At 71.6% G+C, this 17,304-nt stretch carries 19 protein-coding genes; 2 read left to right on the forward strand and 17 right to left on the reverse strand.

Going from position 1 to position 17,304, the window contains the following annotated elements; translation table 11 throughout:
* Positions 1-164: 164 nt before the first annotated feature.
* The gene (locus J2X60_RS15895) at positions 165-1,607 is read right to left on the reverse strand and encodes a sugar porter family MFS transporter (protein ID WP_071296160.1); all 1,443 of its coding nucleotides are present in this window, start codon (positions 1,605-1,607) and stop codon (positions 165-167) included.
* Positions 1,608-2,031: 424 nt separating this feature from the next.
* Here J2X60_RS15895 and J2X60_RS15900 point away from each other — a divergent pair, with 424 nt between their 5' ends.
* Positions 2,032-2,682: a M23 family metallopeptidase gene (locus J2X60_RS15900; RefSeq protein ID WP_309888861.1), complete on the forward strand. Its 651-nt coding sequence runs from the start codon at positions 2,032-2,034 to the stop codon at positions 2,680-2,682.
* A gap of 6 nt (positions 2,683-2,688) precedes the next feature.
* Here the strand turns inward: J2X60_RS15900 and J2X60_RS15905 are convergent, their stop codons facing one another.
* From J2X60_RS15905 to rplS, 9 genes are all read right to left on the reverse strand, one after another.
* The gene (locus tag J2X60_RS15905; protein WP_309888863.1) at positions 2,689-3,735 is read right to left on the reverse strand and encodes a tyrosine recombinase XerC; all 1,047 of its coding nucleotides are present in this window, start codon (positions 3,733-3,735) and stop codon (positions 2,689-2,691) included.
* Positions 3,736-3,760: 25 nt separating this feature from the next.
* Positions 3,761-4,954 (reverse strand): DNA-processing protein DprA, encoded by a 1,194-nt coding sequence (dprA, locus tag J2X60_RS15910; RefSeq protein WP_309888865.1) that lies wholly within the window; start codon positions 4,952-4,954, stop codon positions 3,761-3,763.
* A complete protein-coding gene (locus J2X60_RS15915) occupies positions 4,951-6,477 on the reverse strand; it encodes a YifB family Mg chelatase-like AAA ATPase (RefSeq protein ID WP_309888867.1) in 1,527 nt (508 codons plus the stop codon). The genes dprA and J2X60_RS15915 overlap by 4 nt, the downstream gene beginning before the upstream one ends.
* Positions 6,474-6,842 (reverse strand): YraN family protein, encoded by a 369-nt coding sequence (locus J2X60_RS15920; protein ID WP_070416397.1) that lies wholly within the window; start codon positions 6,840-6,842, stop codon positions 6,474-6,476. The genes J2X60_RS15915 and J2X60_RS15920 overlap by 4 nt, the downstream gene beginning before the upstream one ends.
* Before the next feature lie 153 nt (positions 6,843-6,995).
* Entirely contained in the window at positions 6,996-7,343 is a 348-nt protein-coding gene (locus tag J2X60_RS15925) for an Lsr2 family protein (protein WP_070416398.1), read from the reverse strand.
* A gap of 110 nt (positions 7,344-7,453) precedes the next feature.
* The gene (locus J2X60_RS15930) at positions 7,454-7,777 is read right to left on the reverse strand and encodes a DUF2469 family protein (protein WP_070419101.1); all 324 of its coding nucleotides are present in this window, start codon (positions 7,775-7,777) and stop codon (positions 7,454-7,456) included.
* Between the two features lie 102 nt (positions 7,778-7,879).
* Complete coding sequence (locus J2X60_RS15935; protein ID WP_309888869.1) at positions 7,880-8,587, reverse strand: ribonuclease HII; 708 nt, start codon at positions 8,585-8,587, stop codon at positions 7,880-7,882.
* Complete coding sequence (gene lepB, locus J2X60_RS15940) at positions 8,584-9,330, reverse strand: signal peptidase I (protein WP_309888871.1); 747 nt, start codon at positions 9,328-9,330, stop codon at positions 8,584-8,586. Before lepB ends, J2X60_RS15935 begins: the two co-directional genes overlap by 4 nt.
* 141 nt (positions 9,331-9,471) lie before the next feature.
* Entirely contained in the window at positions 9,472-9,828 is a 357-nt protein-coding gene (gene rplS / locus J2X60_RS15945; protein ID WP_022905818.1) for a 50S ribosomal protein L19, read from the reverse strand.
* A gap of 166 nt (positions 9,829-9,994) precedes the next feature.
* Between rplS and map the strand changes: the two genes are divergently transcribed.
* Positions 9,995-10,786 (forward strand): type I methionyl aminopeptidase, encoded by a 792-nt coding sequence (map, locus tag J2X60_RS15950; protein WP_070416401.1) that lies wholly within the window; start codon positions 9,995-9,997, stop codon positions 10,784-10,786.
* 189 nt (positions 10,787-10,975) lie between these two features.
* On the opposite strand, the gene trmD is transcribed toward map, so the two are convergent.
* The 7 genes from trmD to J2X60_RS15985 form a co-directional block, all read right to left on the reverse strand.
* Entirely contained in the window at positions 10,976-11,668 is a 693-nt protein-coding gene (gene trmD, locus J2X60_RS15955; RefSeq protein ID WP_070416402.1) for a tRNA (guanosine(37)-N1)-methyltransferase TrmD, read from the reverse strand.
* Between the two features lie 5 nt (positions 11,669-11,673).
* Positions 11,674-12,219 (reverse strand): ribosome maturation factor RimM, encoded by a 546-nt coding sequence (gene rimM, locus J2X60_RS15960; RefSeq protein WP_022905821.1) that lies wholly within the window; start codon positions 12,217-12,219, stop codon positions 11,674-11,676.
* Between the two features lie 19 nt (positions 12,220-12,238).
* Complete coding sequence (locus J2X60_RS15965) at positions 12,239-12,475, reverse strand: RNA-binding protein (protein ID WP_022902329.1); 237 nt, start codon at positions 12,473-12,475, stop codon at positions 12,239-12,241.
* Positions 12,476-12,479: 4 nt separating this feature from the next.
* Positions 12,480-12,896 (reverse strand): 30S ribosomal protein S16, encoded by a 417-nt coding sequence (rpsP, locus tag J2X60_RS15970; protein WP_070416404.1) that lies wholly within the window; start codon positions 12,894-12,896, stop codon positions 12,480-12,482.
* Positions 12,897-13,063: 167 nt separating this feature from the next.
* Positions 13,064-15,196, reverse strand: a complete 2,133-nt coding sequence (locus J2X60_RS15975; RefSeq protein ID WP_309888878.1) for an FAD-dependent oxidoreductase — start codon at positions 15,194-15,196, stop codon at positions 13,064-13,066.
* A gap of 4 nt (positions 15,197-15,200) precedes the next feature.
* On the reverse strand, positions 15,201-16,055 hold the full coding sequence (locus tag J2X60_RS15980) for an SDR family oxidoreductase (RefSeq protein ID WP_309779843.1): 855 nt from the start codon (positions 16,053-16,055) through the stop codon (positions 15,201-15,203).
* Between the two features lie 78 nt (positions 16,056-16,133).
* Complete coding sequence (locus tag J2X60_RS15985) at positions 16,134-17,303, reverse strand: acyl-CoA dehydrogenase family protein (RefSeq protein WP_071302165.1); 1,170 nt, start codon at positions 17,301-17,303, stop codon at positions 16,134-16,136.
* Position 17,304 lies beyond the last annotated feature (1 nt).

Genomic DNA, 17,304 nt, shown 5'->3' on the forward strand with positions numbered 1-17,304 from the left:
GGTGGTCCCACCGGGCGCGCGGGCGGGGGGGGGGGGCCCCCCCCCCCCCGCGCCCCCCCCCCCCCCCCCCCCCCCCCGGCGGGGGGGGGGGGGGGGCCCCGGGGGGGGGGGGGGGGGGGGCCCCCCCCCCCCCCCGCCTCCTGGACGGTGGTGACGCTGGTGCGTCAGGCCTTGGCGTCCACCGTGTCGCCCTCGGCCGTGATGCCCATCTCCTCGAGGGAGCGACCCTTGGTCTCCGGGATCTTCGCGATGACGAAGAAGAGGGAGAGCAGGGCGAACAGCGCGTAGATGCCGTAGGTCACGGTCAGGTTGAAGCCGGACAGGACGGGGAACGTGATGGTGACGAGGAAGTTCGCGATCCAGTTCGCCGCGGACCCGATGCCGAGTGCGGTCGCACGGATGCGGTTCGGGAACATCTCACCGAGCAGGACCCACATGAGCGGGCCCCAGGTGGCGCCGAACGACACGACGAAGAGGTTCGCGAAGATCAGCGCGATGACGCCCCACGCACCGGGGAGGTTCGGCTCGCCGTTCACGATCGTCGCCTGCGAGAACGCGATCGCGACCATGAGCAGCGACACGAACATGCCCGTCGAACCCGCGATGAGCAACGGCTTCCGACCGAGCTTGTCCACCGTGAAGATCGCGATGAAGGTGACGGCGACGTTCACGACCGAGGTGATGGTCGAGATGAGGAAGGACTGGTCCTCCTTGAAGCCGACCGCCTGCCAGAGCGTCGTCGAGTAGTAGAAGATCACGTTGATGCCGACGAACTGCTGCAGCACCGCGAGGATGATGCCGACCCAGACGATCGGCTGGAGCCCGAAGCGGTTGCCCCGGATGGAGCCCTTCTTCTCGCTGGCCTCCTTCTTGATGCCGTCCTGGATCTCCTCGAGGCTGGTGTTGACCGTGTCGCGCGGCACGATCTTGCCCATCACCTCGCGCGCGTCGTCGGTCCTGCCCTTGGCGAGGAGGAAGCGCGGCGATTCGGGGAGCGTGATGGCGAGGACGCCGTAGACGACCGAGGGGATCACGCCGACCAGGAACATCCAGCGCCACGCGGCGAGGCCGAGCACCTGCTCCGAGGCGCCGCCGGCGGTCACCGCGAAGAGCTGGTCGGACAGGAGCGCGGCGAAGATACCGAGCGTGATCGCGAGCTGCTGGAACGAGGCCAGGCGACCGCGGATGGCCTTCGGCGAGACCTCGGAGATGTACGCCGGCGCGATGACCGACGCGGTGCCGATGCCCAGACCGCCGACGAGGCGCCAGATCACGAGGTCCCAGGTGGCGAACGCGAACGCGCTGCCGATCGAGCTCACGAAGAACAGGACGGCGGCCCAGAACATGACGCGCGTGCGACCCCAGCGGTCCGCGAGGCGGCCGGCGAAGTAGGCGCCGAACGCGCAGCCGATGAGTGCCGAGGCGACGGCGAAGCCGCTCGCGGCCTCGGACAGGCCGAACTCGCCCTTGATGGCCTCGACCGCACCGTTGATGACGGACGAGTCGAATCCGAAGAGGAAGCCGCCGACCGCTGCCGCGATGGCGAACAGCGTGACCTTCCCCTTGAATGCACGGTCTTCGCCGTGCTGCGTTGTCGCGTTCGACACGATGCTCCAGGTTTCCCGCCGCCGTGCGGGATGCTGCACGGTGCCCCGGCGGTCGGCTGGTTCGCCGTCCGAGCGGCGTTGCGTGTTCCGGAGCGGCCCCGACTGTACTCCCGGATCGGGCGCGGGGGCCAACCGGGCGCGCGGGCGGGGGGGGGTGGGTGCGGCGCGCGGGCGGGGTGGGTGCGGTCCGACTCGGAACGACATGGTCGACGTCGTACGACAGCGATGTTGTCGCTCCGGCGCGCACGCAACGGTTGCGTCCGCCCGGTTGCGACATGGTCGACGTCGTACGACACCGATGATGTCGCCCGTTGCGCACGCATCGGGCGCGCTTCGCCCTCCACAAGCCAGGAGGCGCGGCTCGCCCTCCACAGTTCGACGCACCGCCGACACGCTCCGCGTCCACCGCCGGGAGGCTGTGCCCATGCCGTTCCGTCATCCAGTCCCCGCCGTCGCCGTCGGCGCGGTCGTGGTGCTCGTCGTGTCGCTCGTCGTGTGGCTTCTCTCCGCGGGCAACCGGTGGGCGGCCGGCGCACCGCTGGTCGAGACCGGCCGACTCGTCACCGGACCCGGTGCCGTCCCAACCGTGGTGGACCGGGTCGTCCCGCCGCCGCTCGAGGATTCCCGTGCCGACCTCGGCCGCGCGACGGCGGAGGCACCGTGGGTGTGGCCGACCGGCAGCCGGGTGGTCGGCCGGCCGTGGGAGGCCCCGGCGGACGACTACGCAGCCGGCCACCGCGGGATCGACGTCGGGGCACCCCTCGGGACCGTGGTGGTGGCCGTCGACGACGGGACGGTGACGTTCGCCGGGCAGGTCGCCGGACGCGGGGTCGTGACGATCGACCACGGCGGCGGGCTCCGGAGCACGGTCGACTCCGTCGCGCCCAGGGTTGCGACGGGGGACGCCGTGGCGCAGGGTGACGCGGTGGGCACGGTGTCGGTCGGCCACTGTCCGGCAGCGAACCCGTGCCTGCACCTCGGCGCACGGCTCGACGACCGGTACGTCGATCCGACGCCGTACCTGCCCGCGGCGGCGTGGCCGGTGCTGCTGCCCGAGTCCGCCTGGACGGGGTGAGTCCGGTCAGGCGCGGGGGTGTGCCGTGCGGTAGACCTCCCGCAGCCGTGCGGAGGAGACGTGCGTGTAGATCTGGGTCGTCCCGAGGCTGGCATGCCCGAGCAGCTCCTGCACGGCACGGAGGTCCGCTCCCCCGTCGAGCAGGTGCGTCGCCGCCGTGTGCCGGAAGGTGTGCGGACCGCTCGGGCCCTCGCCCGGCAGGTCCTGCAGGAGCCGAGCGACGATCCGGTACGCGCCTCGGACCCCGAGCCGGCCACCGCGGTCACCGAGGAACAGCGCGTCCGCTGCCGGCGCGGCGTTCCGGGCACCGCCGACCGCCGCGCGGCCACCGCCCGCAGCGCGGCCGCCGACCGCCAAGCGGCTACCGCCCGCCGCGGGGCCATCGTCCGCCGCGGGGCCGTCGCCCGCCTGCGCGCTGGTGAGCAACGCCGGGCGACCACGGTCGAGCCACGCCTCGAGCGCGTCGCGTGCGGGAACCCCGAACGGCACGACGCGCTCCTTCCCGCCCTTGCCGAGCACCCGGACGGTCAGCCGGCCCCGATCGAGGTCGCGCACGTCGATGCCGACGAGTTCGCTCACCCGGATCCCCGCCGCGTACAGGAGTTCCACGACCGCGAGGTCGCGCAGCGCGCCGGGATCGTCGGTCGCAGCCCGAGCGGCCAATCCGTCGAGCATCGTCCGGACCTGGTCGGACGACACCACGCGCGGGAGGTGCGACGCCCCCTTCGGCGCCCGGAGCCGCACGCCCGGGTCGGACGTGATCCACCCGGACTCGCTCGCCCACCGGGTGAACGCCCGGACCGACGACGACCGGCGAGCGATGGTGGACCGAGCCAGGCCCCGGTGGTCGGCATCCCACAGCCAGTCGCGCAGCAGCTCGAGGCCGAGGTCCGACAGCCGATCGACTCCGCGTGCGGTGGCGAACGCGATGAGCTGCTCGAGGTCGTTGGCGTAGGCGCGGACGGTCTGCTCGCTGAGTCCGCGGCCGTGGCGGGCGTGCGCGAGGAACGCGTCCACCGCCACTGCGAGCCGTTCCCCGGTGCGTTCCGTCACCCGCCCAGCGTAGGTCCGACGTCCGTCATCGTCGGCACCATCCCTCGGCCAGGGCCACCACCAGCCCCTCGAGCTGCGCCAGGGCGAGCGCGTCCGCCGTGTCGTCGACGGAGAGCCCGCTGCGACGGGCGATCTCCTCCACCGGGAGCGGCCGCCGGTCGAGTGCGTCGAGCGCCCGCGTGACGTGCGGATCCGACCGGGTCCGGAGGGCGAGGACCTCCGCCACCGGCGGCGCGTCGTGGTCGGCGACCGCGGACACCGCTGCGACCGGGTCACGGGGCTGGACGACGATCTGGGCGTTCCCGTCGGCGATCAACCGGTGGCACCCGACCGAGGCGGCCGACGCGAAGGGCCCGGGCACGGCGAACACCGGACGACCGAGGTGCAGCGCGTGGTGGACGGTGTTGAGCGCCCCCGAACGAGCAGCGGCCTCGACGACCACCGTCGCCCCGGAGAGGGCAGCGATCAGCCGGTTGCGGTGCAGGAAGCGCCACCGCGTCGGCCGGGTCCCCGGTGGCGACTCGGACAGCACCCGGCCCCGTCCGAGCACGTTGCGCAGCAGGTCGTGGTTGCCCGCTGGGTAGAACTGGTCGACACCGCCGGCGAGCACCGCCGTCGTGGGGGTCCCGGCGGCGACGGCGACCCGGTGGGCCACTGCGTCGATGCCGTACGCGCCACCGGACACGATCTCGACGCCGTCGTCCGCCGCGACGGAGGCGATCTCCGCCGTGGCCTCGGCTCCGGCGACGGTGTTCGCCCGGCACCCGACGATCGCGAGCGCCCCGCGGCAGCCCGCGGCGCCGACCGGGTCGTCCAGCTCGGATCGGCTCCAGAGCACGAACGGCGCGTGCGGCCCGAGGTCCTCCAACCCGCTCGGCCACTCGGGCGTGCCCGGGACGAGGAGGCGCGCGCCGACCGCCGTGGCGGACGCCATGGCCGCGACGGCGCGGTCGTCCGCTCCCCCGAGTCGCGGTCGCCACCGGTCGAACGCCGACTCGAGTGCCGCGCGGACCCGGTCGGGTCCATCGGCGAACGAGGCGTCCGTACCGACCTGCTCGAGGAGTTCGCTCGCGCCGCCCGCAGCCGCACGACGGACCAGTGCGAGGGACTCGTCCGGTCCGAGCGCCGCGACGAGTTCCCCGGCGACGGCGTCGCCCGGTTCGGCGAGCACGCTCCAGACGACCCGGGCGAGGGTGTCGTCGCCGGACGGCGCGGTCACAGCGCGCTCCGCAGTGTCAGCGCGCGCCGGACCTCGGCGGAGCCCGGACGCTCGACGTCGTCGAGGTCGGCCATCGTCCACGCCAACCGCATGACCCGGTCCCACCCCCGCATCGTCAGCGTGCCGAAGTCGAGCGCCCGGTCGAGGGGTGCCGTCGCGCCCGGCTCGGCCCGACCTTCCGACCGGAGCCACGGCCCGGTGACCTCGGCGTTGCAGGCCCAGCCGGTGCCGTGCAGCCGATCGGCCATCCGACGTCGGGCTGCGGCCACACGCGCTGCCGCCTCGGCCGTGGTGGGCGCGGTGCCCTCCGCCGAGCGGATCGTGCCCGTCGTCACCCGGGGCACCGCCACGCGGATGTCGATCCGGTCGAGGAGCGGTCCGGAGAGACGGCCGAGGTACTTCCGCACCGTGCTCGGGCTGCAGGAGCACAGTGGGCCACCCCGGGTCCCTGCGTTGCCGCACGGGCAGGGGTTCGCCGCGAGCACGACCTGGCACCGTGCGGGGAACTCGGCACTGCCGACGCTGCGGTGGATCGTGATCCGACCGGACTCGAGCGGCTGGCGGAGCGCGTCGAGGACCGCCCGCGGGAACTCGGTCGCCTCGTCGAGGAAGAGCACCCCGCGCGTGGCCCGCGACACGGCACCGGGGCGGAGGAGCCCCGAGCCCCCACCGATCAGGGCCATCGCGGACGACGAGTGGTGCGGCGCTTCCCACGGCGGTCGCACGCTCCAGGACTGGCTGCCGAGCCCGCTGACGGAGCGGACGGCCGCGACCTCGAGCGCCGCCTCGGGGTCGAGGTCCGGCAGGAGCCCCGGCAGCCGCTCGGCGAGCATCGTCTTGCCGGCACCGGGCGGGCCGAGCAGGAACACGTGGTGCCCTCCGGCCGCGGCCGCGATCACCGCGCGGACGCCGACGGCGTTGCCGATCACGTCTGCGAGGTCGTGCACGTCCGGACGGACCTCTGCCACCGCGGGCTGCAGGACGGGGTCGGTCTCGACCGGCGGCAGGAGCGCACCGGCGGTGATCGCACTCGCCCGGAGCGACGGTGTGCCGATCACCTCGACGCCCGGCACGATCCGGGCTTCCTCGACGTTGCCGAACGGCACGACGACCGTGTGGATGCTGGCGTCCCGCGCGGCGATCACCATCGGGATGACCCCGGGCACGGGCCGGACCCGCCCGTCGAGTCCGAGCTCGCCGATGTACGCGACATCGCGGGAGACCTGCGGCGCGATGCCCTCGGCCCCGAGGACCGCCATGGCGATGGCGAGGTCGAACCCGGAACCACGCTTCGGGATCGACGCCGGGGTGAGGTTCACGGTGATCCGCCGCGCCGGGAGCGGACAGCCTGCAACGGCGCTGGCCGACCGGACCCGCTCACGCGCTTCGCCCAGGGCCGCGTCCGGCAGCCCGATGATGCTGAAGCCGGGCAGCTGGCTCGTGAGGTGTGCCTCGACCTCGATCACGCGCCCCTGGACCCCGACGAGCGCGATCGCCGACGCGCGCCCGATGTCCGTCGTCACAGCACACCCGCCACGTGCTCGACCCCGACGCGGTCACCGTCGACGTGCACGGCGACGGCATCGATGCGGATCATCCGCGCCGACACCTCCGGATGGTCCGCGAACCAGGCCGGCACGAGGCGGCGCAGTCGTGTGACCTTCGATGCCGTGATCGCCTCGAACGGATGGCCGGTCGCGTTCCCCGACCGGGTCTTCACCTCGATGAAGCACAGCGTGCAGGACTGCCACGCGACGATGTCGATCTCCCCGCGGGCGCATCGCCAATTGCGTTCGACGACGCGGAACCCGTGGCGTTCGAGCCATTCCGCGGCCTGTTCTTCGCCGAATCGTCCGAGACTGCTGTTCCGCAGCGGTGTTCGTTCCATGTCGTTGCCTCCGCCACGACGATCCCGGGAATCGAAGCGCCATCGAGTCGCACCTCGACGATTTGTGGACGGGAATCGGCGGAAGACGACTTGTGGAGGACAAGGAAGGACCCCGGTCGGCCGAAGCCGTCCGGGGTCCTGCAGCAGGGGCACTCAGTGTGCGGCTGCGTAGGCTTCCTGCACTTGGGTGGAGATACGCCCGCGGGTCGAGACCTCGTACCCGTTCTCCTTCGCCCATTCACGGATCTTGGCGAGCTCTTCCGAGTTGCCGCGCTTCGGCGCCGCCTTCGGAGCAGTCCCACCGGAACGGCGGCCGGAGACCTTGCGCGCAGCGGCGACGTAGTCGGAGATCGCCTCACGGAACTTGTCGACGTTGTCGTCGGTCAGGTCGATCTCGTACGACGATCCGTCGAAGGCGAATTCGACGGTCCGACCCGAGCCGGCGGTGATGGGCGTGTCGTCGAGATCGTCGACGAGTTGAACGGTGACCTTCTGTGCCATGACGTGCTCCTTGTGCAGGGGGACGGGAAATCCCCTTCACATTAGCGGGCGCAATGCATTCCGGCACAATTGTCTCGGCGATTCTCAGATCCACCGAAAAGAAGTGAAGATCACTCGTCGAGCGCGAGTTCTTTCGGCAGCTCGAGTTCGCGGGAAGTGAGTTCCTCGACGTTCACGTCCTTGAACGTCAGCACCCGGACGGACTTCACGAATCGGTCGGAACGGTAGACGTCCCACACCCAGACGTCGTTCATCGTCAATTCGAAGTAGAAATCGTGTTCGGTGTCACGGCGGGCGAGTTCCACCTCGTTGGCCAGGTAGAAACGTCGCTCGGTCTCGACCACGTACCGGAACTGCGACACGACGTCGCGGTACTCGCGGTACAGGGCCAGTTCGACCTCGCGGTCGTAGTCGTCGAATTCGTCGTCATCCATCGCGCCCACAGTCTACGGCGACGGGAGCACCGACGACACACCGCGACCGACCCACACCACAACGCGCGACCGCCGCGCAGCCCGACGCGCGACCGATCGCGCTCAGCCCGCCAGCGCGTCCAACTCGGCGAACCCGTCCAGCGCCACGCTCGACGCCTGGTGCAACCAGCTCTTCCGGTGCAGTGCGTGCGCCCCCACCGATCGGATCGCGTCGTAGTGCGCCGTCGACCCGTACCCCTTGTTCGACGCCCACGCGTAGTGCGGCGCCTCGTCGTGCGCAGCCGTCATCAGCGCGTCACGAGCGACCTTCGCCACGACCGAGGCCGCAGCGACCGAGGCGCAGTCCCGGTCGGCCTTGACCCGCACCACGACCTCGAGCGGGTCGGACGGCAGCCGGAGCGTCACGGGGACGGCACGGGTGAGCCAGTCGAACGAGCCGTCGAGCACGACCACCGCCCCGTCGAGCGAGAGGCCATCCGCCACGAGGGCCCCGATCGCCGACGCACCGGCCTGCCCGAGCGCCGGCACGATGCCCTGCTCGTCGACCACCGAGGCGGACGCCATCCCCACCGCGGTCCGGGTCCACCGGCGGACGACGGGGTCGAGGGCCTCGCGACGAGCGGCGGTGAGCAGCTTCGAGTCTGCGAGTCCCTGGGGCACCCGGCCGATGTCGAGCGTCACGGCAGCGACCCCGACGGCGACTGGTCCGGCGATCGCGCCGCGGCCCACCTCGTCCATCCCGATGACGGTCACCCGGCCGTCGGCCAGGAGCTTCTTCTCGAGCCGGAGCGACGGCCGGACGGCGGTCACTTCTCTCGCTCCTCCACGCCTGCGAACACCTCGGGGTGGTCGTCCAGCCAGGTCCACCGGCTCGACGGCCACGAGATGACGAAGGCACGGCCGGTCACGTCGGACAGCGGCACGAACCCCTTCGACGGGGTGTCGCCGTTGTACCGCGAGTCCTTCGAGTCGTAGCGGTTGTCGCCCATCACCCAGATGGTGCCCTTCGGCACGGTCACCGAGAAGTCGGTCCCCGAGGCGCGGGTCTCCCCCGTGGGCAGCTTGAGGTACGGCTCCTTGATCGGCACGCCGTTCACGGACATCTGCCCGAGGTCGTTGCAGCAGGACACCTTGTCGCCGGGCAGGCCGATGACGCGCTTGATGAGGTGGTCGTCGCTGTCGCCGGTGCCGAGGCCGACCTGGGTGAGGAGCCAGTCGATGGCCTTCGCCGGCTGCGTCGTCGGCGTCACGTTCGGCACCTCGGAGCCGGTGAGCCACCCGCCCGGGTCCTTGAACACGACGACGTCACCGCGCTTGAGGGACACCACGTCGGGCACGAGCTCGTTGACGATCACCCGGTCGTTGATCTGCAGCGTGTTCTCCATCGACGCCGACGGGATGTAGAACGACCGGATCAGGAAGGTCTTGACGAGGAACGAGACGAGCAACGCCGCGATGAAGATGATGACGAGGTCGCGGAGGAAGGTGAGGACACCGTTCCGCTTCTTCTCGACACGGGGCCGGCGCCCGGTTTCGTCAGTCGTGTCCGTCATTTCCGCTCTCGTTCAACCACAGGATCCCGTCGCGGACCGCAGGAGTCCACGAAAAGGGAAAGCCCCCCGTCGATGCACAACCGTACATGGACGAGGGGCCGACAGCGGCGTCCGGCTCGCGGACGCTCACTGTGAAGGCGATCAGGAGTCGCGCTTCTCCTTGATCTTGCGACGGGCAGCCTTGCCGCGGAGTTCGCGGAGGTAGTAGAGCTTCGCACGACGGACGTCACCCTTGGTGACGATCTCGATGTGGTCGATGATCGGCGAGTGCACCGGGAACCAGCGCTCGACGCCGACCTGGAAGCTCACCTTGCGGACCTTGAAGGTCTCGCCGAGGCCGTGACCCTGGCGTCCGATGACGACGCCCTGGAACACCTGGACACGCGAGCGCGTGCCTTCGATGATGTTGACGTGCACCTTGATGGTGTCGCCGGGGCGGAAGTCCGGGACGTCGGTGCGCAGCGACGCTGCGTCGACGTGGTCGAGGAGCTGGCTCATGATTGGGTCACTCTCTGCGGACGCACACGGGTCGCCGCGGATCGAATTCGGTAAGTGAAGGTGCGTGCCCGGTGTCGGCGACTCCCCCGTGGCAGAGTCCAGCCAGGGCACGGCTACCCATCTTGCCACAGCAACCCACGTCCGCAAAACGCGCGAGGATGGTCCCATGATCGAACTCCGCACCCCCGCCGAGCTGGACGGCCTGCGCGCCGCCGGTCGGTTCGTGGCCGACGTCCTCGACGAACTGCTCGACACCGTCGACGTCGGCGTGAACCTGCTCGACCTCGACCGGGTGGCCGCACGGATGATCGCCGACCGCGGCGCGGTGAGCTGCTACGTCGACTACCACCCCTCGTTCGGCAAGTCGCCGTTCGGCAAGAACCTCTGCACCTCGGTCAACGACGCGGCGCTGCACGGCCTGCCGTACGACCGTGTGCTCGTCGACGGCGACCTCGTGAGCCTCGACTTCGCCGCGAGCGTCGACGGCTGGGTCGCGGACTCCGCCGTCACGGTGCAGGTCGGCACCCCGCGCGAGGACGACCAGCGCCTGATCGACACCGTCGAGCGCGCGCTCACCGCGGGCATCGCCCAGTTCCGCACGGGCAACAAGCTCGGCGACGTCTCCTACGCGATCGGTCGCGTCGCGAAGGACGCCGGCTACGACGTGAACCTGCAGTTCGGCGGGCACGGCGTCGGCCGGACGATGCACGGCGACCCGCACGTCCCGAACGACGGCCGCCCCGGGCGCGGTCTCAAGCTCCAGAAGGGGCTGGTCGTGGCGATCGAGCCGTGGCTCATGCAGGGCACCGCCGACCTGTTCCAGGACGACGACGGCTGGACGCTCAAGAGCGTCGACGGCTCGCGCGCCGCGCACGTCGAGCACACGGTCGCCGTCACCGACGCCGGCCCCGAGGTCCTCACCCTGCGTCGCGCCCAGCGCGCCGACGCGACCGCCTGAGGGTCCGCAGCCAGCGGCGCACCGAGCCCAGGTGGTCACGTCCGGGCCGGGAGGCGCGGTGCGGGCCGCTCCCGCGCCTCCCGTCTCGCAGTGCGCGGCCGGCGCCGAAGCTGCGAAAGCGACGGGTCACAGCCGTGCGGCACGGTCCGTGCCGCGAGAGCGACAGACGCCCGCAGCGCCAGCCGCGCGCTACGCGTCCGGCAGCAGGTCCGGCCGGACGCGCCGCGTCCGCTCCACCTGCTGCTCGTGCCGCCACGCACCGACCCGGGCGTGGTGCCCACTGAGCAGCACGTCCGGCACGTCGAAGCCACGCCAGGACGCGGGCTTCGTGTACGAGGGGTACTCGAGCAGCCCGTCTTCGTGGGACTCCTCGACGAGGGACTCGGGGTTGCCGACGACTCCGGGCACGAGTCGCCCGACGGCCTCGATCATCGCCATCGCAGCGACCTCGCCGCCGTTCAGCACGTAGTCGCCCAGCGAGAGCTCGACGACCGTGGCGTGCGCCGCGGCCCACTCGAAGACCCGGGCGTCGATCCCCTCGTACCGCCCGCAGGCGAACACGAGGTGGTCCGACGTCGACGCGAGCGAGCGCGCGATCGACTGCGTGAACGGCGTGCCGGCGGGCGTCGGGACCACCAGGGTCGACGAGCCGTCGGGCCGGAACAGCGACTCGAGCGCGAGCGCCCACGGTTCGGGCTTCATGACCATGCCCGCTCCCCCGCCGTACGGGGTGTCGTCGACGGTGCGGTGCCGGTCGGTCGTCCACGAGCGGAGGTCGTGCACGTGCAGGTCGAGCAGGCCGCCGGAGCGGGCCTTGCCGAGCAGCGAGACGTCCAGCACGGAGAAGAACTCCGGGAAGATCGTGACGATGTCGATGCGCACGCGCGCTAGTCCGTCACGGTCTCGGGTCGGGACGTGTCCTCGGGGTCCTCGAACAGGCCCGTCGGCGGCGTCACGGTGACGGTGCCGGCGGCGATGTCCACCGCGGGCACGATCGCCGAGACGAACGGCACGAGGACCTCGCCCCGCGACGGGGTGTCGATGGCGAGGAGGTCCTGCGCCGGCAGGTGGTCGACCCGCGCGACGGTACCGACCTCGACGCCGTCGCGGAGGACCGTCAGCCCGACGAGCTGGTGGTCGTACCAGGCGTCGTCCTCACCGGTCTCGGCGTCGGCGTCCTGCTCGACCCAGAGGATCGCCCGCGCGAGCGTCTCGGCTGCGGTGCGGTCCCCGATGCCCTCGAAGAAGGCGACCGGGTGGCCGTTGTACCAGCGGAGCTCGTCGAGCGCGATGGTCTTGCCGGCCCAGGGCGAGTCGTCCGGGACCTGGAGCGTGAACACGGCTCCGGGCGTGAACCGACGATCCGGGTCGTCGGTGTAGAGCTCGAGCTTGATGCCGCCCTTGAGCCCGTGCGCCTTCGTGATGCGACCCACCCGGAGCTGGGTCGTCTCCCTAGGAATCGGTGTCGACCACGTCGACACGCACCCGCTTGCCGTCGGCGAGAGCCGAGACGAGGGTGCGCAGCGCCTTTGCGGTCCGTCCGGCGCGACCGATCACGCGGCCGAGGTCCTCGGGGTGCACACGCACCTCGAGGACCTCGCCCCGCGCGGAGGTGGAACTGGCGACGCGCACGTCGTCAGGGTGATCGACGATCCCCTTGACGAGGTGCGTCAGCGCGGATTCGAGCAAGGAATTACGCCTCGGTCGTCTCTGCGGTCTCGTCGGCCGACTCGGCCGGAGCGGCGGCGGGGGCCGTCTTCTCCGACTTCGGCTTGAGGACGGCCTTCTTGGAGGAGTCCACGACGAACGCCTGCTTGGGCTCGGCGACCTTGACCTTGGACTCGGTGTCCTTCTCGCCCTTGAACTTGGCCCAGTCGCCGGTCAGCTTGAGGAGGGCCGCGACCTGCTCGGTCGGCTGCGCGCCGACGCCGAGCCAGTAGAGCGCACGCTCGGACTCGATCTTGATGACCGAGGGCTCCTCGGTCGGGTGGTACTGACCGATCTCCTCGATGACGCGACCGTCGCGCTTGGTGCGCGAGTCGGCGACGACGATGCGGTAGTACGGCGCCCGGATCTTACCGAGACGCTTGAGACGAATCTTGACAGCCACAAATGCTCCTGTTGCGTGTTGTTGTGGTTGAACCGGACCGCGGGCGTGGGGGCACACACGGTGGAAGCTCGATGAGAACGTGATCCGCTGGATAGAGGGTCGAGCGGACACGATTCGACCGTTCATTCTTGCAGGTTTCCGAGCGAGAAGCGAGTCGGGACGCGCCGTCAGGGTGCGAGTCGCCGAACCGCTTCGAGCGCTTCGGACGTGGCACGCACCGCGTCGACGCTCCGGGCGTCACGTGCGCCGCCCACGACGGCGTACGGAACACCGGCTGCCAGGAGGCGCGGCTCGAGTCCGTCGGACGGCCCTGCGCCCGCCTCGGCACCCGTCCCGAGTGCCCGCTCCTGCCCGGCGCAGACCACCACGTTGTCCGCGGGGACGCCGCGCTCCTCGCCGTGCTCGTCGCGGATCCAGAGCACACCGGGCTCGATGCGGAGGTACTCCTGCACGCCGCCGACCAGGTGCACGCCCGCGTCCCGGAGCCGGCCGATCGCCACCCAGCGGGAGGTGATGCCGATGCCCTGCCCGAACTTGCCCGAGCGACGGAGGACGGTGACGTCGCCGCCGGGTCGGAGCGTGCGGGTCGCCACGGGGAGCCGCTGCGGCACGTCTCCCACGACGGTGTCGGCGACGTCGAGGTCCCAGCGGGCGCCGAACTCGGTCGCTCGCCGGGCCTCGTCGGGCGACTCGACGAGGAACGCCGCCGTGTCGACGCCGATCCCACCGCCGCCGATGATCACGACGGTCCCGGCGGGGACGCCCTCGCGGAGCGCCCGCTCGTAGGACCGGACGTGCGGCAGGTCGGCACCGGGGACGTCGATCGTCCGGGGCACGACACCGGGGGCGAGCACGACGGCCTCGCTCGCGGTGAGGTCGGCGGCCGTGGCGGCCCGACCGAGGTGGATCGTCGCGCCGCGGTCCTCGAGCTCGGCGCGGGCGGCGCGGACCGTCGCCGCGTAGTCCTCCTTGCCGGGCACCAGCGCGGCGAGGTCGAACTGTCCGCCCAGCCGGTCGGACGCCTCCCAGAGGGTCACGGTGTGGCCGCGACGAGCGGCGTCGACCGCGGCGGCGAGCCCGGCCGGGCCACCACCGACGACGTCGACGCGCTTCGGGTCGGTCGTCGGGCGAGCGGGGAAGGCGACCTCGCGGGCGGCGCGCGGGTTGACCAGGCACGACACGGGCTGGCCGACGATCGAGCGGTCGAGGCAGGCCTGGTTGCAGCCGATGCAGGTGTTGACGAGGTCGAAGGCGCCGGCGAGCGACCGGTTCACGATCGCGGGGTCGGCGAGGAACGGGCGCGCGAGGGCGACCGCGTCGAGGAGCCCGTCGGCCAGCACGGCCTCACCGTCGCGCAGGTCCGTCATCCGGTTCGACGCGATGACCTTCACGTCCGGGTACGCCGAAGCGCGGACGACGCCGGCGATGCGGGCGGCGTACGCGAGCCACGCGCCGTGCGGCACCGCGGCCTGCACGGTCGGCGTGCGGGACTCGTGCCAGCCGATGCCGACCGAGATCCCGTCGAGGCCGAGGGGCAGCAGCTCGTGCACGAGCGCGTCGACGTCGTCGTCGGTCGACGAGCCGGGCATCAGGTCGGCGCCGGAGAGCCGGATCGTCACGGCGAGGTCCGGTACCGCCCTGCGGACGGCGTCGACGACCGCCACCGTGAACCGACGACGCCGGACCGCGTCCCCGCCCCACTCGTCGTCGCGCAGGTTCGTCAGCGGCGACTGGAACTGGTTGATGAGGTAGCCCTCGGACGCCATGATCTCGACGCCGTCGAAGCCGATGTCCCGCGCGGACCGGGCGGCGTCGGCGAAGTCCTCGATGGTCTGCTCGATCTCGGCGGCGGTCAGCTCGACCGGCACCACGCCACGGGCAGCCGCCCACGGCAACGCGGACGGGGCCACCACACGCTGGGGTTCCCCGTGCCGGTCGACCATGCCCGACGCGAGCGCGTACCGCCCTGCGTGGAAGAGCTGCGCGAGGATCACCGAACCGGCGTCGTGCACGGCGTCGACCGCCGCACGGAACCGCTCGTCCGCTCCCCCGACGCCGAACACGGCGAAGTCCGGGCCACCACGGGCCTCGTCGCTCACCGCGATGCCGCCGGTGATGATGCACGCGGCACCGCCCGCGGCGCGCTCACGGTAGAACGCCGCCATGCCGGCCCCGCCGTCGTCGTGCACCTCGAGCCCGGTGTGCATCGACCCCATGACCACCCGGTTCGGCAGGGTCAGGGGGCCGAGCGTCCACGGCGAGGAGACGACGGCGAGGTCGGGCATGGCGACGGTGCTCATGCGCCTACTCTGCCGTGTCGACAGCCGAGTCGGCAGCCGCGTCGGCCGGCGGCAGGACCGCGTCGCGCAGCGGGGACGTCGTGTCCGCCCAGAACGGCGGGGCGATCACGGTCAGGCCGCCGTCGACCGACAGCACCTGGCCCGTGATGTAGCCGGCCTTGTCGGAGAGCAGGAAGTCCACCGCGTCGGCCATGTCGTCGGCGGTGCCGGGACGCTGCAGCGGGAGCTTCTCGAACACGGTGTCGATCGGCGCCTGACCGGGCACCTTCGTGTAGAAGTACTCGAGCGAGTCGGTGTCGATGAGCCCGCCGTTGACCGCGTTCACGGTGATCTGACGGGGCCCGAACTCGACCGCCATGTACTTCATGTAGGACTCGCTCATGGCCTTCGCGGCACCGAGCGCGGCGTACGTCGGGAACGCGCGGAGCGAGCCGTACGAGGTCACCACCACGATGCGGCCGCCCTTGTCCATGAGCTGCGCGGCACGCTGCGCACCGAGGACGAACGAGCGGGCGTTCGTGGCGTAGCTGCGGTCGAGGTGGTGCAGCTTGAGGTCCGCGACGGGCTTGAAGGCGCTCGCGGCGGCGTTGGCGACGAAGTAGTCGAGGCGTCCGTACGTGTCGCGGACCAGGTCGAACAGCGCGTCGATCGACTCGGGCTGCTCGATGTCGACCTGCGCCGTGATCCCGTCGCCGCCGGCGGCCTTGACGTCGGCGAGCGACTCCTCGGCCAGGTCGGCGTTGCCCTTGTACGTCACGACGACGGTGACGCCGCGCTGGCCGAGCTTCTGCGCGAGCAGGCGGCCGATGCCGCGGGAGGCACCCGTGATGAGGGCGATGGGAGCAGTGGTTGCAGCCAATGTGTTCCTTGCGTTGTCAGGGCCTGGAGGCGCGGTGGGGGCCCGCACCGCGCCTCCAGGCCATGGAGTGGTTGCGGGTCAGAACCCGGCCTGGCCGGTCACGACGGCGCGGCCGACGACCAGCTTCTGGATCTCGTTGGTGCCCTCCTCGAAGCGCTGCGCGCGCGCGTCGCGGTAGACGCGCTCGATGGCGTTGCGCTTCCAGTAGCCCTGGCCGCCGTGCACCTGCAGTGCCTTGTCGGTGACGCGGGCGAGCATGTCGACGGCGACCATCTTCGAGGCGCTGGACAGCGTGCCGGCGTCCGGGCGGCCCTCTTCGTAGGCGCGGGCCGCCTCGAGGACGAGGGCGCGCGCGGCGGCGATGTCGGCGTAGTTCTCCGCGACGTAGAACTGGATCGCCTGCCGACTCGAGAGCTTCTTGCCGAACGTCTCGCGCTTGTTCGCGTACTCGACGGCGAGCTCGTTCGCACGCTCGGCGAGGCCGACCGCGCTCATCGCGACGGACACGCGGCTCGGCAGCAGGAAGCCGCCGAGCGCGACCTCGAGGCCCTGGCCCTCCTCGCCCAGACGGGCCGACGCCGGGATCGGGGTCTCGGTGAAGCGGAGGATCGCGTGGTCGGTGCCACGGATGCCCATGGTGTCGGAGTCGTCGATCACCTCGGCGCCGGGCAGGCCGGAGTTCGGCATGAGGAACGCGACGGTGCCGTCCTGGCCCGTGGTGCCCTCGAGGCGCGCGGCGATGAGCCAGTAGTCGGCCTTCACGCCGAACGTGATGAGGTGCTTCTCGCCGTTCATCACGTAGGTGTCGCCCTCGCGGCGGACGGTCGTGCGGATGTCGGCACCTGTGCCCGCGGTCGCCTCGGTCAGCGTGAACGCGACGAGCTTGTCACCGGCGACGCTCGGCTTCACGACCTCGTCGAGCTGCTCCGGCGTCGCGTACGGCTGCATGGCGCGCCAGGTGCCGTTGATGACGTGCACGAGCATGCGGATCGACGCGTGCGAGCGCGACACGATCTCCATGATCTCGAGGTAGCGCGAGAACGGGATGCCCCGTCCGCCGAGCTCGGCCGGGGCGGCGAGCGACAGCCACCCCTTGTCCTTGAGCTCCTGGAACAGCTCGGGCGCGACCTGTCCGGTGCGCTCGATCTCCTCCGCCCACTCCTCGCCGCGACCGCGGACCCACTCGGTCACCTCGGCCTTGAGCTCCTGGAAGGCGGCCTCGGTCTGCGGCTCCATCACCATCGTCATC

Origin of the sequence: Curtobacterium sp. 320, from assembly GCF_031455235.1 — a bacterium.
GTDB lineage: Bacteria > Actinomycetota > Actinomycetes > Actinomycetales > Microbacteriaceae > Curtobacterium.